Origin of the sequence: Pedobacter sp. Bi27, assembly GCF_918698255.1 — a bacterium.
Classification (GTDB): Bacteria; Bacteroidota; Bacteroidia; order Sphingobacteriales; family Sphingobacteriaceae; genus Pedobacter.
On record NZ_CAKKMW010000005.1, the window covers coordinates 39,857 to 65,106 of the forward strand.

A 25,250-nucleotide genomic window follows, 5' to 3' on the forward strand; every position below is an offset into this window, starting at 1 on the left:
TTAGAATATGGTGGTATGTTTTTATGATGCAAAACTACAATGCCATATCATGACCACAGAGCAGTAATGTTAAATTAGTAAGCAGAAATGTTAACTACGAAACTTTTTGAGGGGTATTTTTTAAGCAGAAAGATTGCTCTACAGATAATTAAATTGATATAAGCTACCTGATTAACAGCCGATTAATAGGTTTATATTAAAAAATTTAAGATTAGCAGATCAGCAGCAATCTATACTCACCGTCTTTTTCGTTGGGTGCCCGGTGCACGCATGGTAAAACCTGTTTATCAGGATAATCTACTGCCAACCTCCATAAATGACCCAATCCCAAATTAATGGGCCTTGCATCAGCTTTGGCCTGGTAATGCAGGTCAAAATAATGCTCCATCAAAAAGTTTTCAAATTCCGATTCCGGACCGTTATGTAGTTCTTTGAGCTTTTGTCGGATTTCAGGGACCAGGATTTTTTGTTCTGCCTGATGATTAGCTAAGATTTCACTGGCCGCACCATAATAGGTACATAAAAAAGTATCTGTACCGACGGGAGAACGGTCTACATGGAATGAATATACATCTGTTGAAATGAAACCGAGTTCCTCATCCCGCTCATAACTTTTGATTAAATTGAGCGAAGGCGATGCTCCGGAATCTGCCAATAACTGAAAATCACTTGAGATAATATCCCTTGCCATACTACCTTGTTCCGATAGCTTAAGCGCATGGAGCTCTTCCATAGAAACTTCCGTGAGATCTGCTTTCAGTTCAAGTTTGGATACAATTTCCTTAAAGTCGCCAACCAGGTCTCTCTGCCAGCAAACAGCGTTTATATCTCCCTTAAAATTCGTATTTAAAAGATGAGAAAAAGTGGAAACCACCGCAACCTGCTTGCTGTTAGAAAATCTATTATCCATTTCTTAATTAAGCTATTTAGCCGTTATTGCCTGCAAAAGTAAGGAATAGCTGAGTGGATAATTGAAAATGAAATCTATTTTCAAAAATCATGGTTGATCAGTGTATCATTTTTGCTTGTTAGGGATACTCCCAACACCTGGCCAGTCGTTTGTGTTAAAACGTAGATCGAAACCCGTTGCTCTGTAACTGTCGATTCTCACACATTTTCTCAGTTTGCGGTTGGTGCTGGGGATTTCGCTAAAAGTGTGCACCAGTTTTCATTCCAAACTGTACACCCCGCTTTTTACCATCCGGTCTTGATGGAATCGTAAAGACTGAGCCAAATATATTAAATCCTCCCAGATTCCTTCCCTTCATTTTCCAATCTATCTTTCCTGCATTTGATCAACCAATCCTCCACAGAAGATGGTTTTGCAACAAAAACGGCCTTCCAGAACAAGATTTACAGCAAATCAACCCGCTTTTAAAAACACATTAGAATAAGAAATATAATTTTTGATTTTAAGGCTATTAGAACATCTCCGTTTCGATTTCTCTAGGCGAAACAATCATTGAATCCACCCCCGCTTTTCAGAAGCTTAAAACCGCTTAAAATGAGCCGAGTGGCCACTTTCAAGCGAAATCTAGTGAACAATATAGGCCGAAAAAGATGGCCACGATGGATGAAAACCAGTGGCCACTTTTAGCGGAACCCCCAAAATGTGTATTAGATGGATTGAACGGGATAGCATTTGATGACGACTCGCAGGTATCTACTCTTCTATCTAAAAAGTTTATACACGAGATGAAACTTAATAGTATTCTAATTGCTATAACGAAAATTACAGATGAGAGAGCGGGTCTGTTGGGCGATATAAAGCTTTATGGGACATCCAAATGGGAATAAGAATTTAATATCATAGAGCAAGATTATATTGTGTATCTATATAACTATTATACTAATTTAGGCTTCTCCTCCCAATATGTTTAAAGGAACTATTGTAAAACACTACTATCTCTAGAATGCGTCCATTACCAAGTTCTACAATAAGGGTTTTAGCTTATAAAGCATTAGATCGTGACTTTAACAGAACTTGGTCTGATTGGGCAGTTGAAATGCTAATGAATGGCTATGATACTGAACACCTTATTATTTTGGCAGGTATGGGTGAGCCATTCGATTACTTTGAAATGCAAATCTTGACTATAAAAGCACTTAATGAATTGGGCTTGGACTTCTCTGATAAACTCCAAACTGTATGGAATTATGTCAATTACCTTATACAGATGTGCCTTGATGGTACGCTAGAATCAGTAACAGTTCTTACTGAGCTTAGAGATCTTTACCTTGAACTTGATTATGAGAAATCACTTCAGGAGTTCTACTTTCTGTATTATGCCAAGAGTGATTTAATAAGTGACGGAGTACAATGGTATATTGATGGAGTGGACAGAATCAATATTGATGAGACAGTAATCAGGTACTTTAACGAGTGGTTAAAACTAAAATCACATACAAATGAATAATAAGAAGTTAATTGTACTGATCTTTCTAATGGTAGGATGCAGGTCACCATTTGTAGATTCATATAAACAGATTCAGTCATCGATAGAGAAGTCAAATGCTATCTTACAAGTCTCAAACCGGAAGATATTAAAAGAGATTAAGGCTAAGGAAATTAACGCAATTTCAAACGAGGCTGATTCTATACAGTTTGCTAATCAAGATCTCAATGGCTTGATTGACGAATACAAAAAGCAAATCGAGAACCTTGATCTAATTGGATCTGATGTAGATATCGCCTATAAAGTCCTTGCTACTCCAGATTTTATTAAAGGTGCTTTAATGTCTGCTACTTCCACTCTTGTTGAGAGAGTTTCAAAAGTTGAAGCTGAACAATCAATGAAGAACCATCTTGATAGTCTCATACTCGAAGTTGCTCAGGCTCATACAAACTCATTATATTTTGAACAACGTTTCAAAGGCATCCCTTCTGCTAACGCCTTGGTAGAACTTGCTAATCTACAGTTACAAAGCTCGGAAATGACAAATATCAGTTTAGCGTCTTTTGATAAAAAGTGTTTGCTTATAAAGCATGGAGTTGGCGGCTCACCTTTAAAACCCAAAGACGGATATCCAAAACTAAAACCATCCCCTTAAAAGAGAGAAATAGACTATGAACTGGATATAAAGAAGTAAGGAAGAGAGTATCTATCTAACTTTAGCACCAATTAACCTCCTCCCCTCAACACATTTTCAAGAAATTCCGGCATAAACGCTCATATAGCCATCGCACAGACTATTTATGCCATATTTAAATAAATACCACTATGATACAGGAAAACACAGATTTACAAAGTAGCCGAGGTTTAGATAAGCTAAGAAAGTGCGCCAAAATCATATTAGAAATACTTAATTTTTGATAAAGGGAAATCAGATAGACATAAAAAAAGGCCTTTAGCATAACTAAAGACCTTTAAATGTACCCCGGAAGGGACTCGAACCCCTGACCCTCGGTTTAGAAAACCGACGCTCTATCCAGCTGAGCTACCGAGGCTCATTTTTTAATGAGCTGCAAATATAGAAGTTCTATTTAATATGTAAAAATATATTTTAAACTATTTAGAAGCTGCTTTTTCTATTTCAAATAAGTGTTTAAGAACGAAGCAATTAAAATTAAATTTGGACGGAATAAATTTGACTGTACCCCATAAAAAAAGTTGTTTTTCACCCTATTCTATATCAAAAGTACAGAGCGAGCACTCAAAAAAACATGATCAAATCTAAATTACGCGTCTTCTCCGTTCCAAATATCATCATCGGCATGCCGAATTTTGTCGTGACCCGCGGTTACACTCTTTAATTCTTCATGGTGATAATTTCTTTCAGGATTTTCTGGCAATCCACTGTCGTGATTTAGCGGCACCTTCCGTAAATGCTCAGGCTTCTTAACCTCAGGTAAATCATCATGTACAACAGAAGGCGTTAAGATCTTCTTCTTGGGGTTATTGCTGTTTTCCATAATTTTAAGAGACTCAAATTTCAAGCCACAAGCAAAGGTGAGTTAAAATTTCGGGAATTGGTGTGTATTTGTAAAGAATAAGGGTTGGCGTTAGGCGATAAGCGAATACAAGCCCGGCTATTACAAAAAATGCGCACAAATAAAACAATGTTTATTTGTGCGCATTTGTGATAAATTAACGCTAAAAGATCCTTTCACTACGTTATCATCAACGTTATTTTGCAATTACCTACTGATAAGATATTTGCGACACTATACATTTCCACCCAGCTGGGCCACAGCACCATATCCCCGTTCCACTTAAATCCGGCCTAACAAATTTTTCGGACTGCACTGTTCTAGCCGTACAACTGCCTTCAAAAGAAAAATTTTCAGCCGGCATTTTTTGTTTCTTTTTGATGCCAAAAAGAAAGAGCCCTTCGGCGGCGGCGAGCCGAGGCAAGCCCCTGGTGTATGGAAAAAGAAAACAATTGTACGTCACTCAAATTGATTTTCATAAAACAAATTACCACTCAGGATGACAAAACGAAGAAAGACAATTAATGAGATTGCTTCGTCGTTCCTTCTCGCAATGACGATCCAAATTAGTAATTCCCTGTAACGCCTATTTCTAAGCCTCTTAATTCGGCCAACCCTCTTAATCTGCCAATTGCAGAATAACCCGGATTAGTTACTTTAGCCAAATCATCCAACATTTGGTGGCCATGATCTGGGCGGAAAGGAATTGATTTATCGCGCAGTGCATTTTCTTCTGATAAGGCTTTCATGATTTCGTACATGTTCACATCACCACCTAAATGATCTGCTTCGTAAAAACTACCGTCCTCATCTTTTTTAACGTTACGCAAATGTGCAAAGTAAACACGCTCTTTAACCGCATTGAAGATCTCTAAAGCATTATTCCCCATTCCGGCACCTAAAGAGCCTGTACAGAAACAAACACCGTTAAAAGCCTGATCTACTTCTTTAATAATATAATTAAAATCTTCGAGCGTACTCGCAATTCTTGGCAAACCTAAAATAGCATAAGGAGGATCGTCAGGATGAATGGTCATTTTAATACCTTCTTCTGTACAAACCTCAGCAATAGATAACAGGAAAAATTTCAAATTTTCTTTTAAGCCCTGTCTTCCAATGACTTTATATTCATTGATGCTATTGCGCAAAGTTTCCAGCTCGATTTCTTTTTCGGTCGGGATGCCCATTAATACATTAATACGAAGATCAACTAAATCCTGCTCCGTTAAAGTTGCATTTTTAGCTGCAGCCCTATCTAAAATAGATTGTGAATAATCTGCTTCTGCACCTTCTCTTTTCAAAATATAAAGATCAAAAATGGCCAGATCGATCCAGTTAAAATAAAGGGCTTTCGATCCATCGGTCATTTCCAGATCCAATTGTGTACGGGTCCAATCTAAAACTGGCATAAAGTTATAGCACACAGTCTTAATTCCGCAGGCCGATAGGTTACGCAAAGAGGTTTTATAGTTTTCGATATACTGCCCGGCATCTGCCCTACGCGTTTTAATCGCTTCGTGTACGGGAACACTCTCAACCACCGACCAGGTTAAACCTGCTGCCTCGATAATGGCTTTTCTTTCCTGAATATCATGTAATGGCCAAACTTCACCATGTGGAATATGATGCAGTGCAGTTACAACGCCCGTAGCGCCTGCTTGTTTAACATCTTGTAGGCTAACTGGATCGTTCGGACCATACCAACGCCAGGTTTGTTCTAATTTTTTCATATATGTGTGATTACACAGATTTTAAGATTACACTGATTATGTGATTGTACTGATATCTAAACGCCAGAAAATGCGGTAAATCCCCCATCCACTGTAACATTCTGTCCATTTACAAATTTAGAGGCATCACTTAGCAAATATACTAAAGCGCCAATCAATTCTTCTGGCGCTCCAAACCGTTTAAAGGGCGTTTTAGCAATGATGGCCTGCCCTCTTGCGGTTAAAGAACCATCTTCGTTGGTTAATAATGCCCTGTTCTGGTTAGTAATAAAAAAGCCGGGTACAATGGCATTTATCCTGATTTTATCCTGATAACGATTAGCTAATTCAACAGCCATCCATTTGGTATAACAATCAATAGATGTTTTGGCCAATGAGTAACCCAATACGCGTGTAATGGCCTGGCTAGCAGAAACTGATGAAATATTCACAATACTGCCCCCATTTTTCGCAATTTCTTTACCGAAAATCTGTGTAGGCAAAATAGTTCCAAATAAATTGAGGTCAAATGCTTGTTTTAAGGCTGGAATATTAAGATCAAAAATGTCACTTCCGGGCTGAATAACGGCTTCCGCCACATTTCCACCTGCTGCATTAATCAGCGCATCTATGCGACCAAATTCTTTGATAATGATTTCATTCGCATTAAGCAGATTCTGCTCATCCAATACATCGGCAATAATATAAATAGCTTTTCCTCCTGCGTTTGTTACATCAGCAACCCTTTGTTTGGCAGCCGCTTCATTTCTTCCTATAACAACGATTACAGCACCAGCTGCGCATAATCCATTTACAAAAGCCTCGCCCAAAACACCTGTAGCACCTGTAACTACTACAACCTTGTTTTTCAGCGAAAACAGGCTTTCTACTTCTTTTACCATTTGTTTAGTTCTTTTTTAAGTTTATTTAACAGCGCTATCAAAAGCATAATTTTAAAATCAAAACTAGTTTTCTGTAAGCTGTTCATATTTTATTTGTATTTGACCTGCATCTGGTCGTAAAAATCTTTCAGCACGAAGAAGGCTTTCTTTTTCTTACCTGTTTCGCTGATCAAGCCTTTACGGTTCCAGAAATTCTGATAAATTGGATGCTGTCTTCTTGGTGATCTGAAATCGGTTAAAATCCATGGTGTCATGCCTCTCAAAGCGCCAATTTTACTTAACATAGCGATCTGATTTTTATACAACGCCTCTTGGTATTCTTCGCTCCAACGTGTATTTTCATCAGCGTGGAAACCGCCCAAAGCATCACCTCCAAATTCAGTAATTACCACAGGCTTTTTATATTTTATATCAAAATTGTATTTGGTAATTTCGGATGGATTACCTCCCCAGTACCAGCCAGCATATTCATTAAAACTTACCAGATCGATTTTTTCGCCCAGGGGATCGTTTAAAATGATATTGTTTCCTTCGCGGTGTACTTCTAAAGCAGCAGCCACTAAACGGGTATCATCTAACGAGCGGGCAGTTTCTGCCAGATTGCTCATAAAACTCAAACGGGCATCACTTAACGGGGTTTCGTTACCAATAGACCAAACAATCACACTTGCCCTGTTTTTATCACGTACGATTAAATCAGTCAATTGCTTTTTTGCATTGGCATAGGTTGCCGGATTTGTCCAGCTGATGGTCCAGTAAACAGGAACTTCAGCCCAAACCAATAGTCCCATTTCATCGGCAAGGCGAATCATTTCTTCGTTATGCGGGTAATGCGCCAGGCGAACGTAGTTACAGTTCATATCTTTTGCCCACTGCAACATCATGCGCATATCGCCTTCTGAGCGTAAACGACCAGCTATAAGCGGGTTTTCGTCATGTAGTGAGATTCCTCTTAAAAAAACAGATTTACCATTTAACAGGATGCTATCGCCATCAACCTGAATGGTTCTGAAACCAATTTTATCGTTGATATTTTCTTTATCGGTTTTAATGTTTACCGCATATAGTTTTGGTGCTTCTGGCGACCATAGGCTTAAGTTATTCCAGGTAAATTCATCTGCTATTTTACCTTCGCCATCTGTTTTGTATTTCTTTTCCAGCTTCAGCTCTGGAATAGAAAGCGTAATTTCCTGTCCAGCAGTCGCATCAGCAAGTTTTACCGAAAAATTTAATAAGTTATTGTTTCCTTTAACGAGCTGAAGTTTATAATCACTGATAAAATGTTCAGGAAATTCGGCTAAAAAAACATCACGTGTAATGCCGCCATAATTCCACCAATCGGTATTTACAGTTGGAATTTCATCCTGTTTACGGATATTATCAACTTTAAGCACAATTGAATTTTCGCCAACTTTTAAGTTGTTGGTTACGTCGAACTGGAAAGGTGTAAAACCACCCTTGTGTACCCCCAGTTTTTTACCGTTGAGGTAAACATGGGCTTCGTAATTTACTGCACCGAAATAAACGAAGTATTTTTTCCCTTTTTCTGGTTTTGCATCAAACTTTTTGCGCAGCCAGACATTGCCTTCGTAAAGTTCTAATTTTTCCGATTGCGAGTTCCAGTCGCCAGGAACATTCATTTGTGGTGAATGATCGAAATCATACTCGATCAGTTCTGACTTGTCTTTCTGAGTTTTATCATCGAAATAACCTCCGGTTCCGGTTTTCGACTGATCGAATGGATCGTGACGATAATCGTAATAACCGTTTTCGTAAGGATCAACAATATAGTTCCATTTACCATTAAGGCTCTGGATTTTCCGGCCCTGAATATTTTGTATAGCGGTAACCTGACCGTAACTGATTGATGAAAGGAGCGAAAAGCAGATTAAAAATACGCTATAGGTTGTTTTTAGCATAACTTAAGTTTTAATATTAATTAATTGATCGTTTCAAAACTAACAATTAATTAACAGACGGTGTTTCCACTACTCTCCTAAATTTGAGCAAAATTTAGTTTTTCATTAATAACGAAGAATTTGCCCCAAAAGCCTAGGTTAGGTTTTTGACAACATTTGCTGGGAGCAGGTAATGATTTCATCATGTTTATTTGGATAGTTTGTGCTAGTGATCACGAATTTAGAAAAGCTTAAAAAATTAAACGTTTTAAAATAGACCAAAACGCAGTAAAATCCACTGAAACAACATTTCAAACGTTTGAAATAATTGCGTTTTTTTCTTAACTATGCACTGAGATTGGAAAAGATAATGAACAATACCCCTGTTACACTAAAATTCTTGGCTGAAAAGTTAAAAATGTCAGTATCAACAGTATCAAAAGCCCTTAATAACTACCCAACTATAAACGAGTACACGAAACAACGTGTTCAGGAGATGGCCCGCGATTTGCATTTTACACCCAATAAATCAGCTATTAATTTAAAGGAAAAGAAATCGCACATTATTGGTATTATCTTACCCAATCTTTTGGATCACTATTTTACCAGAAGTATTTATGGTGTAGAGCAATTTGCCACGCAAAATGGATATAATGTGATCATCAGCCAGTCTCACGATGACCTGAAAAAAGAAATCCAATCTGCAAATATGTTGTTGCGAAGCCGGGTTGATGGTTTAATTGTGGCTATTTCAAAACACACACAGGATTTTTCGCATTTAGACCAGTTCGAAAACATGGGCACTCCGGTAGTGTATTATGCCCGAAACCCGAGTTTTAACCTAAGCTGCCATAAAGTTTTGGGCAATACTTTTCAGGGCTGTTATCAGGCTACAAAGTTTTTAATAGACAGGGGGCATAAAAAGATTGCTTATTTGGGCGGTCCAAAAATGATTAATTTTACGCACGATCGCTTTAATGGCTACATCAATGCTTTAAATGATAATCAGGTTCCTTTTTCATCAGAATTGGTTGCTTATACCGATTTCGATAAAGAAAATACGATCTCAGCAATTAAGAACTTATTTGCCAACCCAGAAAATATGCCTACTGCGCTCGTGGCTTTTAAAGAACCTATTATGTTCGATGCGATGAAATACCTGAAATCGATAAACCACCCTGACTTTGACAAAATTGAATACGTAGGATTCGGGAACACTTCTTTCATCAGCTATCTCGATTCACCACCTATTGCCTCTATTGAAGAAAACCCCGAATCAGTAGGTGAAAATGCAATTAAACTATTGATACAATTGATCAACAAAGAAATTGATCTTCATGATTACCAAAAATTAATGGTGGATTGTAAGCTGATCGTGCATGGGTAAGCGTTTGGCGCATGGCGTTTAGCGTTTTGTGCACAATGTTATATCTACTCGATCGTCATGCTGTCCCGAATGTTCGGGATCAGCATCTTTATCTATCTATTAAGACCCTGATCCCGAAGTTTCGGGACAGGGTGACGACCACTCGTACCCAAATTAAAAAAATCCAGATGACATATTAATTTAACGACATTGCACTACTGTTCAATTGATTCCTGTGCTTTTCATTGTACACAAACGCAGCTACAATCAGCAAGCCCGCAACACCTTCAAAAGCAACTACAGTTTGAGTACCAAAAAGATGCGCCAAATAGCCCATCAGCAAGCTGCCGATTGGCAATACCCCCTGATAAGCCATGATATAATAACTTAAAGTCCTTCCCCTCATTGCATCATCGGCATGGGTCTGCAGATAAGTATTGATGGATGAGGTTTGAGCCATTAGACCTAGAGCAGCTAAACCGGTACAGATTAAAGCCAGAACAAGCGATGGTGATATAGCCAGCGCCACAACCGAAATGGCCAGCAAAATACCCGACATCATTACAATTTTCTGTAGGTTTTGCTTCACTTTTAATGTAGCCATATAAATGGCGCCGAAGAATGCACCAAATCCTGCTGCACTTTCAAACCAGCCAAATGTTGTGGCATTTCCGTTAAAAATATCTTTGGCAAAAACAGGCAATAAAGTAGTGAAAGGGATTACCAATAAACTCGATGCAGCCATCATCAATACCATAGATGCCAAATCTGGCGATGATTTAAGATAATCATAACCTTTTTTCAGGTCGATCCAGATATTTTCTTTTGATTTTTGATGTGCGGTGAGTTTAAGCTTCATCATCACCATACAGCCCAGTACAGCAATAAAGCTCACAAAATTGATCAGGAAGCAGATATCTTCGCCTAAAGTACTCAAAATTACCCCTGCCAGTGCTGGGCCGATTAACCTGGCTGCATTAAACATGGAAGAATTGAGCGCAATGGCATTTGGTAAATCTTCTTTATCATCAATTAAATTTACCATTAACGATTGACGGGCAGTAACATCAAAAGCATTCACCAGGCCCTGAACCAGCGAAAGTGCTGCAATCCAGAACATATCGTATACTTTAAACCAGATCATTAAAGCCAGGGCACCAGCCTGCAGCATCAGGATCACCTGGGTAATCACCAATATCTTATACTTGTTATGCCTATCTACATAGCTCCCAGCATATGGTGCGAGTACCAATGAAGGGATTAAACTCAAAAAAGTAATCAATCCCAGTAAAAAGGCCGATCCTGTTAAGCGATATACCAACCAGCTGATGGCTACACGCTGCATCCATGTGCCGATTAGTGAAATAGCCTGACCTGTAAAAAATAACCTGTAATTGTAATGCCTTAGTGAACGAAAAATACTCATGTTTAAAATAGTAAAGTAACTTTACAAAAGTACAAAACTAAACTCGGATCAAAAAACCAAAAACAGAAAGTTTTATCACACCAGAATCACAATTCAAACAAAACAAAGACTCACATTAGTTTACCTACAAAATTAAAAGCTTATATTTGTAAAGTTTATTTACCATTAAGATGCCTACTCAAACACAAGATATAGCCGCAAAACTAAGAAGCACCGTTACCCGCTTAACCAGGCAGCTACGTAAACAGAACGTAAGTTCAGACTTTAGTAACGCCGAACTGTTAACGATGTCGCTGCTCGAACAACATGGCAAAATGTTATCTACAGAGCTGGCAGACATGGAAAGGGTATCAAAACAAGCTATTTCACAGATCATCAACCGCTTGTTCGACGCCAAATGTGTGGAACGCTTTCCAAGTAAAGAGGATAAACGAAAGGTTTTTATCGGCTTAACCAAGCTTGGCGAAAAACACATTATCGCCAGCAGAAAAATAAAAGAAGAATGGCTGGCACAAACCATGGAAAAAATCTTCTCCTCAGAAGAAATCAACTTGATTCAGGCTTTTCTACCCCTCCTTTCGCGTTTGGTAGAACACAATGGCGCGAGAGTATAGTTTTCCTTTTTCCTTCGCCAAATAAGCCTTATCTTGCAGGCTGAAAAATGGCACTATATTTTACATCAATCAATTCGGGCAGTAATGGCAATTGTTACTATGTAGGTAACGATAATGAAGCAATTTTGGTTGATGTTGGCCTAACCTGCAAAGAGGTTGAAGCACGGATGAACCGTTTAGGTTTATCAATCAGTAAAGTAAAAGCCATTTTTATCTCACACGAACATAGCGACCACATTAAAGGGCTGGCGGTGTTTGCTAAAAAACATAAACTCCCGGTTTACATTAGCACAGCTACCCTAAAAAGCAGCCGCTTGGTTTTGGATGCAAACAATACCTTTTCATTAAGCCATTTACAGCACATTCAGATTGGTGGTTTAAAGATTTCTGCCTTTTCTAAATTTCATGATGCAGCTGATCCTTATAGTTTTACTGTTGAATGTAATGAGGTAAGAGTGGGGGTTTTTACAGATATTGGCTCGGTGTGCGATCATTTAATTACCCATTTCAAAAACTGCCATGCCGCTTTCTTAGAAGCCAATTACGACACAGAGATGCTGGAAAATGGCCGATATCCGTATTTTTTAAAGCGGAGGATTACAAGTGGTCACGGTCACTTAAGCAATACACAGGCATTGGAGCTTTTCATCAACCATAAAGCCCCATATATGAGCCATTTATTATTGAGCCACTTATCAAAAGATAATAACGACCCAGAGCTGGTTGAAAATCTATTTAAAAATGTTGCCGGCAATACTTTTGTTAAAGTAGCTTCAAGATATGAAGAAACAGCGCTGTACTATGTAAGCAATACTCAAAACACACCCGAAGCTTACAATTTCGACCCTAACCTATATCAACCAGAACAACTCAACCTATTTTAACACGTCAAAGTCAAAAACAGCTTACCGTTTTCTATCAATTTAGTTACAGTAGAACTTATTTTGAGCAAAAAATGGCAATTGACCTGATAAAACCATAATTACCCCCAAAAATTGTAAATAATTTTAATTTCCATCAAAACATTTTATTCTAATATGGGTTTTATATAAACTTCATAAATAGTTTGTTTGGTTTAAATGGGGCTTATGGATTTAAGCCCCTTTCTCTTGTCTAAAATTCCGTAATTCAATCAGGCTAAATCACAAGCATTTTATTCCATTTTATATTCTAAATTTTTAGTTATATTCGATTGACAATCATCCGGATAACATCTAACCTTTAAATAATAAATTATATGGAGACAAGTAAACTTTCTAAATTCAGTGCCGAATTTCTAGGCACGCTCGTATTGGTTTTAATGGGTTGTGGCAGCGCGGTTATAGCTGGCGCAAATGGCACAACCGGCGTAGGCTTATTAGGCATATCTTTTGCCTTTGGCTTATCAGTTACGGCTATGGCTTATGCTATTGGGCACATTTCAGGCTGTCACATTAATCCGGCAATTTCAATCGGAATGGTAATTGCCGGCCGGATGAAAATTTCTGAAGCTGCTTATTACATTGTGGCTCAGGTATTAGGCGGCATTGCAGGCGCATTTATTTTACTACAAATTGCATCAGGGAAAGCAGAATATTCTTTAACAGTAAATGGATTAGGGCAAAACGGTTTTGCAGCACTTTCTCCACAACATTACAGTTTAGCAGCTGGTTTTATTGCCGAAGTTGTACTCACCTTTATTTTCTTATTGGTGATTTTCGGCTCAACCTCTACTAAAAATATCAACGGCGGCTTTGCAGGACTTGCTATTGGCTTAAGTTTAACGCTGATCCATATTGTGGGCATTCCGGTAACGGGGGTATCAGTAAATCCGGCAAGAAGTATTGGTCCGGCACTTTTGGTTGGTGGAGAAGCTTTAAGCCAGGTTTGGCTATTTATTGTAGCACCCATTATTGGTGCGGCGCTCAGTGCCTTGGTTTGGAAAACAGTTTTGGAGAAAAACTAATTTAAATGGAATTGTTAAAGGGTTAGCGTTTAGGGTTTAGCGCCTAAACACTAACCCCTAAACGCTAAGCTTTATAAGTTTTTAACAATCGCTTCGTCAGTAGGTTTTGTTTTAGAACGGAAACGGTGTACCAATTCTCCTTTTTCATTAATTAAGAATTTCTCAAAGTTCCATTTAATATCACCTTGCTCTTCCGTATTCGTTTGAGAAGTTAAATACTTGAACAATGGACTGATATCATCACCTTTAACGCTGCTTTTCTCTGCCAACATAAAAGATACATTGTATTTTCCGGTACAAAATTCTTTAATCTCTGCATTGGTAGAAAACTCCTGTCCGCCGAAGTTACCCGCAGGGAAACCAATTAATACTACCTTTTTACCATATTGCTTTTGAAGTTTTTCTAAATCTTCGTACTGTGGGGTAAAACCACATTTAGAAGCGGTGTTAACAATTAAGATTTTTTTGCCTTTAAATTTCGATAGTTTAATTTCTTTACCATCAATGGTTTTAAAGCTGAAATCGTAAACATTTTTTGGTGGAGATACCAATAAGTTTAATAGGATTAGAATTGTGCTGATCATCGTTGTTTTATTTTTATATACGAATATAGGCACAAATAGGTTGTGTCAACGTAACGTTGTTGTAAATTATGCGATTTGAATAATTAAAGAGCTTAAGGTTTTGATTGAAAATGAAAGCATGTATTTCGTCCTTTAAATAAGCGCCTTTTCTGATTAGGAAATTGAAGGCAGTGGTTCTTGGCGGTTTACAGCCCCGCTATCGCTTATAGTCCTCGCTACGCTGTGGGCTATTCCGCTCTATCTGGTTTAATTAACAAAGCCTGATGCCATTTTGTACCTTCAGCTTGGCACAACGCCGTTAAAACCTAAATAGTAGCATTAACCAAGCCACCTAAACCCGACCGGAGCGAAAAACCCGCAGACCGAGGAACGAGGTTGAGGATTTGTAGCAAAGGGCGGGACAAAGCCTTACTTACAAATTACTAATATTGCTTTCCAAAAAAAGGATTAAAACCGCATTAAAATCAACCTATAAACCAACATATTTCCGTTGCATTTAATAAAAAAATTGTATTTAATTCTATTCATGTTTTGATTTATGCTTTAATTATAGCTTTATTTGCACAAAAACGTATTTCATGGCCAAAAATTTATTAATCGTCGAGTCACCCGCAAAAGCTAAAACTATAGAAGGCTACCTAGGCAAAGATTTTCTTGTAAAATCTAGCTACGGCCACATCCGCGATTTAGTTAAAGGTGATATGGCCATTGATATCAAAAATAATTTTGCGCAGACATACGAAGTACCCGCCGACAAGAAAAACATTGTCGCCGAGTTAAAAAAACTAGCTAAGGAAGCCGAAATGGTATGGCTAGCATCCGATGAGGACCGTGAAGGGGAAGCTATTTCGTGGCACTTATTCGAAACTTTAGGCCTAAAAGTGGAGAAAACAAAACGCATCGTTTTTCATGAAATTACCAAACCAGCAATTTTAAAAGCAATCGACAGTCCGCGGGGAATAGATTATAACCTGGTAAATGCGCAACAGGCACGTCGTGTATTAGATCGTTTGGTGGGTTTCGAACTTTCTCCTGTTTTATGGAAAAAGGTAAAACCATCATTATCTGCAGGCCGTGTACAATCAGTTGCCGTGCGTTTAATAGTTGATAGAGAAAGAGAAGTTTTAAATTTTAATGCAGCTGCTGCCTATAAAATTACCGCCCAGTTTGCTACCGGCAAAGGAAAAGAAATTGTAAAAGCAGAATTGCCACAACGCTTCGAAAATGAGGCTGATGCTGAAAAATTTCTTCAGGACTGTGCAAATGCCAGGTTCGATATTACCAGTCTGGAAACAAGGCCGGCAAAACGTAATCCTGCAGCCCCATTTACCACTTCAACCTTACAACAAGAAGCTTCCAGAAAATTAGGATTTTCGGTAGCCAGAACCATGCAGGTTGCGCAAAGACTGTACGAAGCAGGTAAGATTACCTACATGAGAACAGACTCTGTAAACTTATCCGAAACTGCTTTAAATGCAGCTGCTGCTGAAATTAAATCTGCTTACGGCGATAAATACCACCAACACCGCGTTTATAAAACAAAATCTGCTGGTGCCCAGGAAGCTCACGAAGCCATCCGCCCTACTTATTTCGACAGACACAGTGTAGACGGCGATATTTCCGAAAAACGCTTGTACGATTTAATCTGGAAACGCGCTATTGCTTCACAAATGAGTGAGGCGTTATTCGAAAAAACAACCGCTCAGATCACCGCCTCAACCAGAAAAGAACACTTAGTTGCAGAAGGTGAGGTATTAAAATTTGATGGTTTCTTAAAAGTTTATCTGGAATCTACTGATGATGAAGAAAACGAAGAAAAAGAAGGTGGTGCAATTTTACCTCCTTTAAGCAAGGGACAGGAACTATTTTTAAAAGAAATGCAGGCAACCGAGCGTTATTCTCGTCCGCCGGCAAGATATACAGAGGCCAGTTTAGTTAAAAAATTAGAAGAACTGGGCATTGGCCGCCCGTCTACTTATGCACCAACCATTTCTACGGTACAAAACCGTGGTTATGTGGTTAAAGAAGATAGAGATGGTAAACAACGTAAGTTTACTTCTATCATTTTAGCTGATGGGCAAGTAAAAAAAGAAATAAAATCAGAAATCACCGGTGCTGAGAAATCAAAACTCTTCCCTACCGATATTGGTGAAGTAGTAAACGATTTCTTGGTAGAACATTTCAAAGGCATTGTCGATTTTAACTTCACGGCAAAGGTGGAGAAAGAATTTGATGAAATTGCACAAGGTTTACAAGAGTGGACTAAAATGCTGCACTCGTTCTATAACCCATTTCATACCGAAGTAGAAACAACGCTTGAAACGGCAGAACGTGCTACTGGTGAGCGCTTATTGGGGTTAGATCCTGCCACGGGTAAAAATGTATATACCAAGGTCGGCAAATTTGGACCATTGGTTCAAATTGGAGAGCTTGATGAAGAGGAAAAACCTCGATATGCCAGCTTAATGCGCACACAATCTGTTGCAACCATTACTTTAGATGATGCGCTGGAGCTATTTAAACTTCCTTTTCAACTACCTGATTTTGAAGGAAAAGAAGTAATGATTGGTGTTGGCCGTTTTGGTCCTTATGTAAAATGGGGCGAAAGTTTTATTTCCCTTCCTAAAAACGAGGAGCCTTTATCAGTTACCTACGAAAGAGCAGTTGAAATTATCCGCCAGAAAATGGATGATGATGCACCTATTGCCTATTACGAAGGTTTAGGCGTAACAAAAGGAAAAGGCCGCTTTGGTCCGTTTATTAAATGGAACGATCTCTTCATCAATATTCCTGCAAAAGGATACGATTTCGACAATTTAACACAAGAGGATATTAATACCTTAATCGGTAAAAAAGTAGAAAAAGAGGCTAACAGATTTATTAAAACCTGGGATGCTGAAAAAATTTCTATCGAAAACGGCCGTTGGGGACCATTTATCCGTTTTGGCAAGTTAATGCTTAAATTGAGGAATAACGAGGCTACCAAACAAAAATATACACCGGAAGAATTGGTTGATATTGATTTGGAAGTGGTTAAGAAAATGATTGTAGAGCAGGTGCCTAATGCTTTCGAAACGAAGAAAAAAGCACCGGCAAAGAAAAAAGCCCCAGCTAAAAAGGCTGTAGCGAAGAAAAAATAGGCCAGGATTAAAGGATATTTGGATTGCCAGGATAAAATTTGGCAACCCAAATATCCATATTGTCCTCCTGAGCCTGTCGAAGGACATACATATTGTATCAACAGGCACAAGGTTAAGGTTAATTAAAGAATTTAACGGCCCGAAATGAAGCCCGCTTATTCAATAATTCATTTATTTACTCATTCAATAACTTCAAAAATTGAAAGCAGATTTACCAGAAAATACAGTTGAAGATATTGCAATGGCCGTTGTATTGATGGGCGAAACACCAGAAGTAAAAAGCTGGACGGTTTATCTCGTTAATTTAAAAGACGAACCGATAACCAATGTATTGATCAGCTCTAAAGGTTATGGAGAAAAAGACGGAAAGCAGGTAAAAACTTCTGTTTTAAGGCATTTTGTAGGCGACATGGAAGCAAATTCTTTTGCAGGAGTGGAAGCCATAGATCCTGAAGTTTTCGGCTTAACTAACGAGTACTGGCTAAGCTATTACATTGGTAGCACTATTTATGATAAGAAGTTTATTTTCTTGCCCGAAAGCATCATCGATTCCAATATGATCAAGATTCCGCTGGTAAACAGACCTGGGGTGATGATTAAGTAAGTTGGGAGTTTAGGGTGGTGAGTTTGGAGTCACTCCTTATAGGTTTTAAGTATTTAACTTAGTACTATCGCCAGTTCTGCATCCAAAACTGAAAACTCCAAACTGTAAACTCCAAACTAACCTAAGGCACCTTAACAGCCTGTCTTCCAATTAATTTCCAGCCCGACTTTTCTTTACTCCAGATTAAAAGAATATATAAATTTACACTTCCCTTTACACCCTTATCATTTGTTTGGGCCATTAGTTTATGTCTCACTAGAGCAGTATTCCCTTGAATAATTGTTTTTGGATCACCCAGAATAATATCATCTAAAAAATCTGATTCGCCTGATAATAATGAATGCATAAACTCTTGTTTAGTTTGCACTTTTCCACTTGAGTGACCATAACTTAAATTATTAAGTAACAACTTGTCTAAGCCTAAGCTATCAGGATTAATCATTAGACCAATAAGTTTGTTTACAGCTTCATTAACTTCTTTTTCTGCATTTGTCTTTTGTGCAAAACAAAAATTTGCTGTAATTAACAGGCTTGAAAAAATCAAGAGTTTCTTTATCATATCTGGTTGTATTGGGGTTAATGTTGTAAACTTATCCAAAACCATGCAAAGGAACAAACCCTAAGTGTTAATTTTCAACATAATTTATTTTAACGTGAATTTTAGTTTATTTTCGGATGGAATATAGGGTTTCGGACGCAAAGGATAAATTGCGGCACATCTATTGCTTTTACCGCACCATTATATTTCCATTTATCTTAACGAATTTCAAACATGGAACAACCATCTACCTACCAATCTTCCTCTAAAAAGAAATTTATCTTCATCGGATTGCTTGCTGTTTCTATAGCGGCAATTGTATTTATCTATTTCAACAGAAAGAAAAAAAATCATGAAGAAAATCAGGCTTATGCAAAATATATTGAAGCCTATACTTCCGGAACCATTTCCAAAAAGAGTTTTATCAGAGTTCATTTAGCCAATGCGGCAACAGGCATGCAGGATCTGGGCAAAGCAGATTCACGCGAACTTTTCGACTTCTCCCCTTCTATCTCGGGCAAAACCTATTGGATAGATCAACAGACGGTTGAATTTAGGCCAGATGAAAACCTCAAACCTGGCAAAAACTACGAAGCTACATTCAAACTTTCGGAGGTTTCCGCTACAGAAAAAGGCCTTGAAGATTTCGACTTTGAGTTTAAAGTAATTACCCCAGGGATGATGCTTTCTCAAAACGGATTGGTTTCGCAGAACAATACTGCAATGGATTACATGAAATTAACCGGCGAAGTGGCTACTGCTGACGTAGAAGAAACCAGTAAAATAGAGAAAACGATTTCATTGGATTTTGATCAAAAGCTAAAAATCAAATGGCAGCATGATCCGGCAAAAAACACTTCAAAATTCACTATAGATAGCATAAAAAAGACTGGAAACGATCAAACATTAAAAATAGACTGGGATGGCGATGCCATCGACGCGGAACAAAAAGGAGAAGTAGAAATCCGTGTTCCGGCCATAAATAAGTTCGAAATACTGGACATGAAGGCCATTCAGGGTGAAGAAGATTATGCTTTGGTGCAATTTTCTGAACCCATTGGTGTAGGACAGGATTTAACAGGTATGATTACGCTTGGCAATCTGAGCGACTTAAGGTATACCATTGATGCCAGTCAGGTTAAAGTTTATGCTGCCGAAGAACTTAAAGGCAATTATACTTTAAGTGTGAATGCAGGAGTAGAAAACATCAATGCGAAGACACTTCCAAACGGTAAAGTAGCCAATCTTGTTTTCGAGGATAAATTACCAGCCGTTACCATTGCAGGTAATGGTACCATTTTACCCAACTCAGGAAAGCTGATTTTACCTTTCGAAGCGATTAATTTAAAGGCTGTTGATGTTACCGTGATCAAAATTTACGAAAACAATATACCGCAGTTTTTTCAAACGAATAGTTATAAAGATGGTAACGAATTGCGTAGGGTGGCAAAACCTATTCTGCAAAAAACGGTGCGATTAGATGAAGATAAGGCACTTAACCTCCATAAAAAGAACCGTTTCACCCTTGATCTTGACAAAATGATCCGTACTGAGCCGGGTGCCATGTACCGCGTTACCATTGCTTTCAGACAGGAATACAATGCTTACAATTGTAAAACCGGGGAAGAAAAAGCCGATGGTGGTGAGGAAGAAGCCGAATATGGCGATTATGAAGGTTATGGCGAAAAAATTGATGAAGACGATGATTTTTGGCAGCGTTACAATAATTATTACCCGCCAAATTACAGGTGGAATGATAAAGACAATCCATGTACGCCATCGTTTTACACCAACCAGCGCTGGGCCAGCAGAAACTTAATTGCTTCGAATATTGGTTTAGTGGCCAAACGTGGTAACGATAACAGTATGCTTATTGTTGCAACAGATTTATTGACGGCAAAACCATTAAGTGGTGTAAACCTGGAGTTGATGGATTACCAGAAACAGATTATATTCACTACTAAAACAGATGGTGATGGCTTTGCAAGCTTTGACTTAAAACGTCAACCTTTCTTATTGATCGCTAAAAATGGTTCAGAACGCGGCTACCTTAAATTAGATGATGGAAGCTCACTTCCGTTAAGCCGCTTCGATGTGGGTGGCGATGTAGTTCAAAGTGGCTTAAAAGGCTTTATTTATGGCGAGCGTGGCGTTTGGCGGCCAGGCGACAGTTTATTTGTTTCTTTCGTGCTGGAAGACAAACTAAAAAAACTGCCTGCAAATTATCCGGTAACCATGGAATTCTATAACCCGAAAGGTCAGCTATACAAAAGATTGATCAATGGCAAGCCTTTAAATGGATTCTACACCTTTAAAACGGCTACTGAAAGTACAGCGCCTACTGGCAACTGGATGGCAAAAGTTAAAGCAGGTGGAGCTACATTTACCAAAACCCTAAAAATCGAAACCGTAATGCCAAACCGTTTGAAAATTGATTTCAACGTTGGCAACAGAACATATTTAAGCTCAGGAACATCAGCCGCTACCCTATCGGCCAAATGGCTATTCGGTGCTGTTGCGCAAAACTTAAAAGCGAAGGTTGATGTAAACTTAAACACTACAGAGACTAAATTTAAAGGTTTTGAGGGTTTTAGTTTCGATAACCCAACGGTTAACTTCGAATCGCAGGTTAAAACTATTTTCGAAGGCACTTTAAACCAGAATGGTACAGCTCAGATTAACACCAACCTCAATGAGAACAATACCGCTCCTGGCGTGTTAAGGGCAAACTTTACAACCAAAGTTTTCGAACCAGGAGGTAATTTCAGCATTGATAATTTCAGCATTCCTTATCATGTATATAGCAGTTATTTGGGTATCCGACCAGAAAAAGGCGACCGTTTGAGTGGCATGTTGGTTACCGGAAAAGACCATAAAATAGAAATTGTAAATGTAAATACCGATGGAAAACTGTTGAGCGGTACCAAAACCGTTCAGGTAGAATTATATAAAACACAATGGCGTTGGTGGTGGGAACAGGACGATCAATATACCTACGCCAACTTTACCCAAAACCAGTATAATAAACTGGTAGAAAGTCATCAGGTAAACTTATCTAACGGAAAGGGGAGCTGGAATTTACGTGTTGATGAACCAGAATGGGGCCGTTATTTAATTTTGGTGCGTGATGCCAATGGTGGACATGTTACCGGAAAATCTGTTTATGTAGATTGGCCGGGCTGGGCACAGCGCGAGCAGGGCAGCAACCCAACTGAAGCGTCTATGTTATCTTTTACTGCCAATAAGGAAAAATTTACTGTTGGAGAGGATATTACCTTAACCATCCCAACTGGTAAAAACGGAAGAGCATTAATTTCTATAGAAAATGGAAGCCGGGTATTAAAAACCTTTTGGGTAGATACCAAAGCCGGACAAACGCAATTTAAGTTCAAAGCAGAGAAAGAAATGGCACCCAATGTTTTTGCCAATATTACTTTATTGCAACCGCATGCACAAACGGTTAACGATTTACCAATTAGAATGTATGGTGCTATTCCGCTTTCGGTTGAAGATCCGCAAACCATCCTAAAACCAACCATAAAAATGTTGGATAAAATCAAGCCTGAAACCGAAAACACCATTACTGTTGCTGAGCAGAACGGCAAAGCAATGACCTATACCATTGCCCTCGTAGATGAAGGTTTATTAGATTTAACACGTTTTAAAACACCTGATCCACATGGTGCATTTTATGCCCGCGAAGGTTTAGGCGTAAAAACCTGGGATTTATTCGACTATGTGTTAGGCGCATGGGGAGGGAATTTAGAACGCATTTTAAGCATTGGTGGTGATGGTAGCATCAACAAAAACCTGAATCCAGCAAAAGCCAACCGTTTTAAAGCAGTGGTTAAATTTATGGGGCCATTTACTGTTGGCAAAAGCGAAAGTAAAACACACAAATTTAAATTGCCTCAATATATTGGTGCGGTAAGAGCTATGGTAGTTGCCGGACAGGATGCTGCATATGGTTTTACCGAAAAATCAGTTCAGGTTAAAAAGCCGTTAATGGTTTTGGCTACTTTGCCAAGAGTTATCGGTCCTGGAGAAAGTTTCACCTTACCAGTAACCGTTTTTACTACAGAGAACAACCTTAAAAATGTATCAGTACAACTCCAGGCAAATAATTTAATTGTTCAGGGAAGTAACAAACAGCAGCTTTACTACAAACAAACAGGTGAGCAGATGACCTATTTCGAGGTAAAAGCGCCCAACACAGTAGGCATTGCCAAAGTAAAAGTGATTGCACAAAGTGGAGCTGAAAAAACAGTTTACGATGTGGAAATGGATATCAGAAATCCAAACCCATATGTAACCAATGTGGTGTCTGCAACGGTTCAGCCGCATACCAAATGGGCGGTAAACTATTTACCAATTGGTATGACGGGTACAAACTCTGGTTCACTGGAAGTTTCTTCTATCCCTGCGATCAACCTTGGTAAAAGATTGAGTTACCTTATCCAATATCCGCATGGCTGTATTGAGCAAACTACTTCGGGTATATTTCCGCAACTCTTTTTGGATAGATTGAGTCCGTTGAATGAACAACAAAAAGCCACGACAGAGAAAAACATTAAAGCCGGTATAAACAGGTTAAAAGGTTTCCAAACTACAGATGGCGGATTGTCGTACTGGCCTGGCGAAGGTACTTCTGACGAATGGGGAAGCAATTATGCCGGACACTTCCTAGTTGAAGCACAAAATGCTGGTTATACCCTTCCTGTTGGCCTTTTGGATGAACTGTTACGTTTTCAAAAATCAAAAGCGGCAAACTGGGCGCCAAACAGTAATAATTTTTATGGAGGAGATTTGTCTCAGGCCTACCGTTTGTATATGCTTGCCTTAGCTAAAAAACCTGAAATGGCAGCAATGAACCGTTTAAAAGCCTTTGAATATTTATCAATCGCTGCAAAATGGCGATTGGCAGCTGCTTATAAACTGGCCGGACAAAATGATGTTGCTCAAAATATGATCAGAGGTTTAGATACATCTATTCAGGCTTACAAACAATTGGGTGGAACTTATGGCTCTGACGTACGCGATGAGGCCATGATTTTAGAAACCCTAACCCTACTCGGTCAGAAAGCAAAGGCTGCGAGTTTGCTACAACCTTTAGCTGCTAAACTTGGCGAAAACACCTGGTACAGCACACAAACAACCGCTTATAGTTTGTTGGCTATTGCCAAATTCTGTGGCTCAAATCAATCGGCGAATAAACTGCAATATCAGTATGTACTAGACGGAAAATCGGCCCGCGTAAGTTCAAATCAATACATTAACAGTACGCCTGTAACCTTTAAAGGAAATACGGCTTCTATTACCAATAATGGCAATAATGTATTGTTTGTCCGTTTGGTTTTAGAAGGACAACCAATTGCTGGTCAGAACAATTTCTTGCCAAACCGACCAGAGGTATTGGATATGAACGTGACCTATAAACGTTTAAATGGTAAAGTACTGGATCCGACTACCTTAAAACAGGGAACAGATTTTTATGCGGAGGTAACCGTAAAAAATCCAGGCAGAATGGGATATTATGAACAAATGGCGCTAACACAAATTTTCCCTTCAGGTTGGGAAATTATCAATACCCGCGTTAACGATAATCAGAGCATTTTAGCCTCATCTCCTTTTACTTATCAGGATATCAGAGATGACCGTGTTTTCACCTATTTTAATGTAAGGGAAGGCGAAAGTTTAGTTTACAAGGTATTACTTAATGCCTCTTATCTAGGTAAATATTACTTATCAGCCGTTCAATGTGAAGCAATGTACAATAATGATATTTCGGCAACTGAAGCTGGTAAGTGGGTGCAGGTAGTGAAATAGAACATTTAGTGGTTCGTGGAGACACGAACCACGGCATAAAATAAAATACTGGTCGTAGCATCGCGCTACGATCTAAAAAAAAGAAGACGAGAACCACGGCGTAAAATAAAATCGAAGCCTCGGTCCGTGTCCTCACGGACCGAAATTTAAACTAGAATGGATAATTTATTTCAAAAAAAAAGAAAGAATTATATTGAAATAGGTCAAATTTATTTTTGGACGGCAACCATAAACAATTGGCAAAAACTTTTACAAAAGGCAGAATTTAAAGAAGTAATATTAGATTCATTTGAATATCTAAACAGGTTAAAGAAGATCGATGTTTTTGCGTTTGTAATTATGCCTAATCATATTCACACAATTTGGCGAATAAAAGAATTAAATGGAAAAGAAACAGCACAAGGCTCATTTTTAAAATATACAGCGCATGAGTTCAAAAAATTATTAAATCGAAATGAGCTGATGAATTATTATACAAATGCGGTTAATAAAAATCATGAATTTTGGCAGAGAGACCCAGTGGCAATACATCTATATTCTCCAGAAGTTGCTTATCAAAAACTAGATTATTTACACAACAATCCCTGTACAGAGCACTGGCAATTAGTCAAAGAACCTCAAGATTATTTATACTCATCAGCTTCTTTTTACGAGAACAATGAAATTAATTATTCATTCTTAAAAGATTTGAGATTAGAATTTTAACAAAATGCTTAATCGATTGGTTCGTGGTGACACGAACCAAGGCGTATGAAGACTAAAACAAG

At 38.5% G+C, this 25,250-nt stretch carries 19 protein-coding genes and 1 tRNA gene; 11 read left to right on the top strand and 9 right to left on the bottom strand.

Annotated elements, in window-relative coordinates:
* Window positions 1–211: 211 nt before the first annotated feature.
* Window positions 212–910 (bottom strand): DUF1826 domain-containing protein, encoded by a 699-nt coding sequence (locus tag LQ227_RS17345; protein ID WP_230140376.1) that lies wholly within the window; start codon window positions 908–910, stop codon window positions 212–214.
* Between the two features lie 659 nt (window positions 911–1,569).
* Here LQ227_RS17345 and LQ227_RS25655 point away from each other — a divergent pair.
* The 3 genes from LQ227_RS25655 to LQ227_RS17355 all read left to right on the top strand — a co-directional run bounded on the left by LQ227_RS25655 (window position 1,570) and on the right by LQ227_RS17355 (window position 3,051).
* A complete protein-coding gene (locus tag LQ227_RS25655; RefSeq protein WP_371824745.1) occupies window positions 1,570–1,797 on the top strand; it encodes a RusA family crossover junction endodeoxyribonuclease in 228 nt (75 codons plus the stop codon).
* Between the two features lie 116 nt (window positions 1,798–1,913).
* Complete coding sequence (locus LQ227_RS17350; protein ID WP_230140367.1) at window positions 1,914–2,417, top strand: hypothetical protein; 504 nt, start codon at window positions 1,914–1,916, stop codon at window positions 2,415–2,417.
* Window positions 2,410–3,051 carry a hypothetical protein gene (locus LQ227_RS17355; protein WP_230140365.1) on the top strand — a complete coding sequence of 214 codons (642 nt, stop codon included), beginning with the start codon at window positions 2,410–2,412 and terminating at the stop codon, window positions 3,049–3,051. Before LQ227_RS17350 ends, LQ227_RS17355 begins: the two co-directional genes overlap by 8 nt.
* A 323-nt stretch (window positions 3,052–3,374) precedes the next feature.
* Here LQ227_RS17355 and LQ227_RS17360 read toward each other — a convergent pair.
* From LQ227_RS17360 to LQ227_RS17380, 5 genes are all read right to left on the bottom strand, one after another.
* Window positions 3,375–3,448 (bottom strand) — tRNA-Arg (locus LQ227_RS17360).
* A gap of 231 nt (window positions 3,449–3,679) precedes the next feature.
* A complete protein-coding gene (locus LQ227_RS17365; protein ID WP_230140363.1) occupies window positions 3,680–3,913 on the bottom strand; it encodes a hypothetical protein in 234 nt (77 codons plus the stop codon).
* A gap of 584 nt (window positions 3,914–4,497) precedes the next feature.
* Window positions 4,498–5,661: a mannonate dehydratase gene (uxuA, locus tag LQ227_RS17370; protein WP_230140361.1), complete on the bottom strand. Its 1,164-nt coding sequence runs from the start codon at window positions 5,659–5,661 to the stop codon at window positions 4,498–4,500.
* A gap of 56 nt (window positions 5,662–5,717) precedes the next feature.
* Window positions 5,718–6,542 (bottom strand): SDR family oxidoreductase, encoded by an 825-nt coding sequence (locus LQ227_RS17375; RefSeq protein ID WP_230140359.1) that lies wholly within the window; start codon window positions 6,540–6,542, stop codon window positions 5,718–5,720.
* An 89-nt stretch (window positions 6,543–6,631) separates the two neighbouring features.
* Complete coding sequence (locus tag LQ227_RS17380) at window positions 6,632–8,461, bottom strand: glycoside hydrolase family 2 protein (protein WP_230150144.1); 1,830 nt, start codon at window positions 8,459–8,461, stop codon at window positions 6,632–6,634.
* 349 nt (window positions 8,462–8,810) lie between these two features.
* Here LQ227_RS17380 and LQ227_RS17385 point away from each other — a divergent pair, with 349 nt between their 5' ends.
* On the top strand, window positions 8,811–9,827 hold the full coding sequence (locus LQ227_RS17385) for a LacI family DNA-binding transcriptional regulator (RefSeq protein WP_256449156.1): 1,017 nt from the start codon (window positions 8,811–8,813) through the stop codon (window positions 9,825–9,827).
* 175 nt (window positions 9,828–10,002) lie between these two features.
* On the opposite strand, the gene LQ227_RS17390 is transcribed toward LQ227_RS17385, so the two are convergent.
* Complete coding sequence (locus LQ227_RS17390; RefSeq protein WP_083505475.1) at window positions 10,003–11,232, bottom strand: MFS transporter; 1,230 nt, start codon at window positions 11,230–11,232, stop codon at window positions 10,003–10,005.
* Window positions 11,233–11,402: 170 nt separating this feature from the next.
* On the opposite strand from LQ227_RS17390, the gene LQ227_RS17395 reads away from it, so the two are divergent.
* The 3 genes from LQ227_RS17395 (at window position 11,403) to aqpZ (ending at window position 13,791) form a co-directional block, all read left to right on the top strand.
* A complete protein-coding gene (locus LQ227_RS17395; protein ID WP_131031026.1) occupies window positions 11,403–11,846 on the top strand; it encodes a MarR family winged helix-turn-helix transcriptional regulator in 444 nt (147 codons plus the stop codon).
* 47 nt (window positions 11,847–11,893) lie between these two features.
* Window positions 11,894–12,730 (top strand): MBL fold metallo-hydrolase, encoded by an 837-nt coding sequence (locus LQ227_RS17400; protein WP_230150145.1) that lies wholly within the window; start codon window positions 11,894–11,896, stop codon window positions 12,728–12,730.
* 353 nt (window positions 12,731–13,083) lie between these two features.
* The gene (aqpZ, locus tag LQ227_RS17405) at window positions 13,084–13,791 is read left to right on the top strand and encodes an aquaporin Z (protein ID WP_230140352.1); all 708 of its coding nucleotides are present in this window, start codon (window positions 13,084–13,086) and stop codon (window positions 13,789–13,791) included.
* A gap of 71 nt (window positions 13,792–13,862) precedes the next feature.
* Here aqpZ and LQ227_RS17410 read toward each other — a convergent pair whose 3' ends face one another.
* On the bottom strand, window positions 13,863–14,375 hold the full coding sequence (locus LQ227_RS17410) for a glutathione peroxidase (protein WP_131031023.1): 513 nt from the start codon (window positions 14,373–14,375) through the stop codon (window positions 13,863–13,865).
* A 578-nt stretch (window positions 14,376–14,953) separates the two neighbouring features.
* On the opposite strand from LQ227_RS17410, the gene topA reads away from it, so the two are divergent.
* Entirely contained in the window at window positions 14,954–17,515 is a 2,562-nt protein-coding gene (gene topA / locus LQ227_RS17415; protein WP_230150146.1) for a type I DNA topoisomerase, read from the top strand.
* A gap of 199 nt (window positions 17,516–17,714) precedes the next feature.
* On the top strand, window positions 17,715–18,119 hold the full coding sequence (locus LQ227_RS17420) for a hypothetical protein (RefSeq protein WP_230150147.1): 405 nt from the start codon (window positions 17,715–17,717) through the stop codon (window positions 18,117–18,119).
* Between the two features lie 121 nt (window positions 18,120–18,240).
* Here the strand turns inward: LQ227_RS17420 and LQ227_RS17425 are convergent, their stop codons facing one another.
* Window positions 18,241–18,678 (bottom strand): nuclear transport factor 2 family protein, encoded by a 438-nt coding sequence (locus LQ227_RS17425; RefSeq protein ID WP_230140349.1) that lies wholly within the window; start codon window positions 18,676–18,678, stop codon window positions 18,241–18,243.
* Window positions 18,679–18,891: 213 nt separating this feature from the next.
* Between LQ227_RS17425 and LQ227_RS17430 the strand changes: the two genes are divergently transcribed.
* Window positions 18,892–24,483, top strand: a complete 5,592-nt coding sequence (locus LQ227_RS17430; protein ID WP_230150148.1) for an alpha-2-macroglobulin — start codon at window positions 18,892–18,894, stop codon at window positions 24,481–24,483.
* 156 nt (window positions 24,484–24,639) lie between these two features.
* The gene (locus LQ227_RS17435; RefSeq protein WP_230140343.1) at window positions 24,640–25,188 is read left to right on the top strand and encodes a transposase; all 549 of its coding nucleotides are present in this window, start codon (window positions 24,640–24,642) and stop codon (window positions 25,186–25,188) included.
* Window positions 25,189–25,250 lie beyond the last annotated feature (62 nt).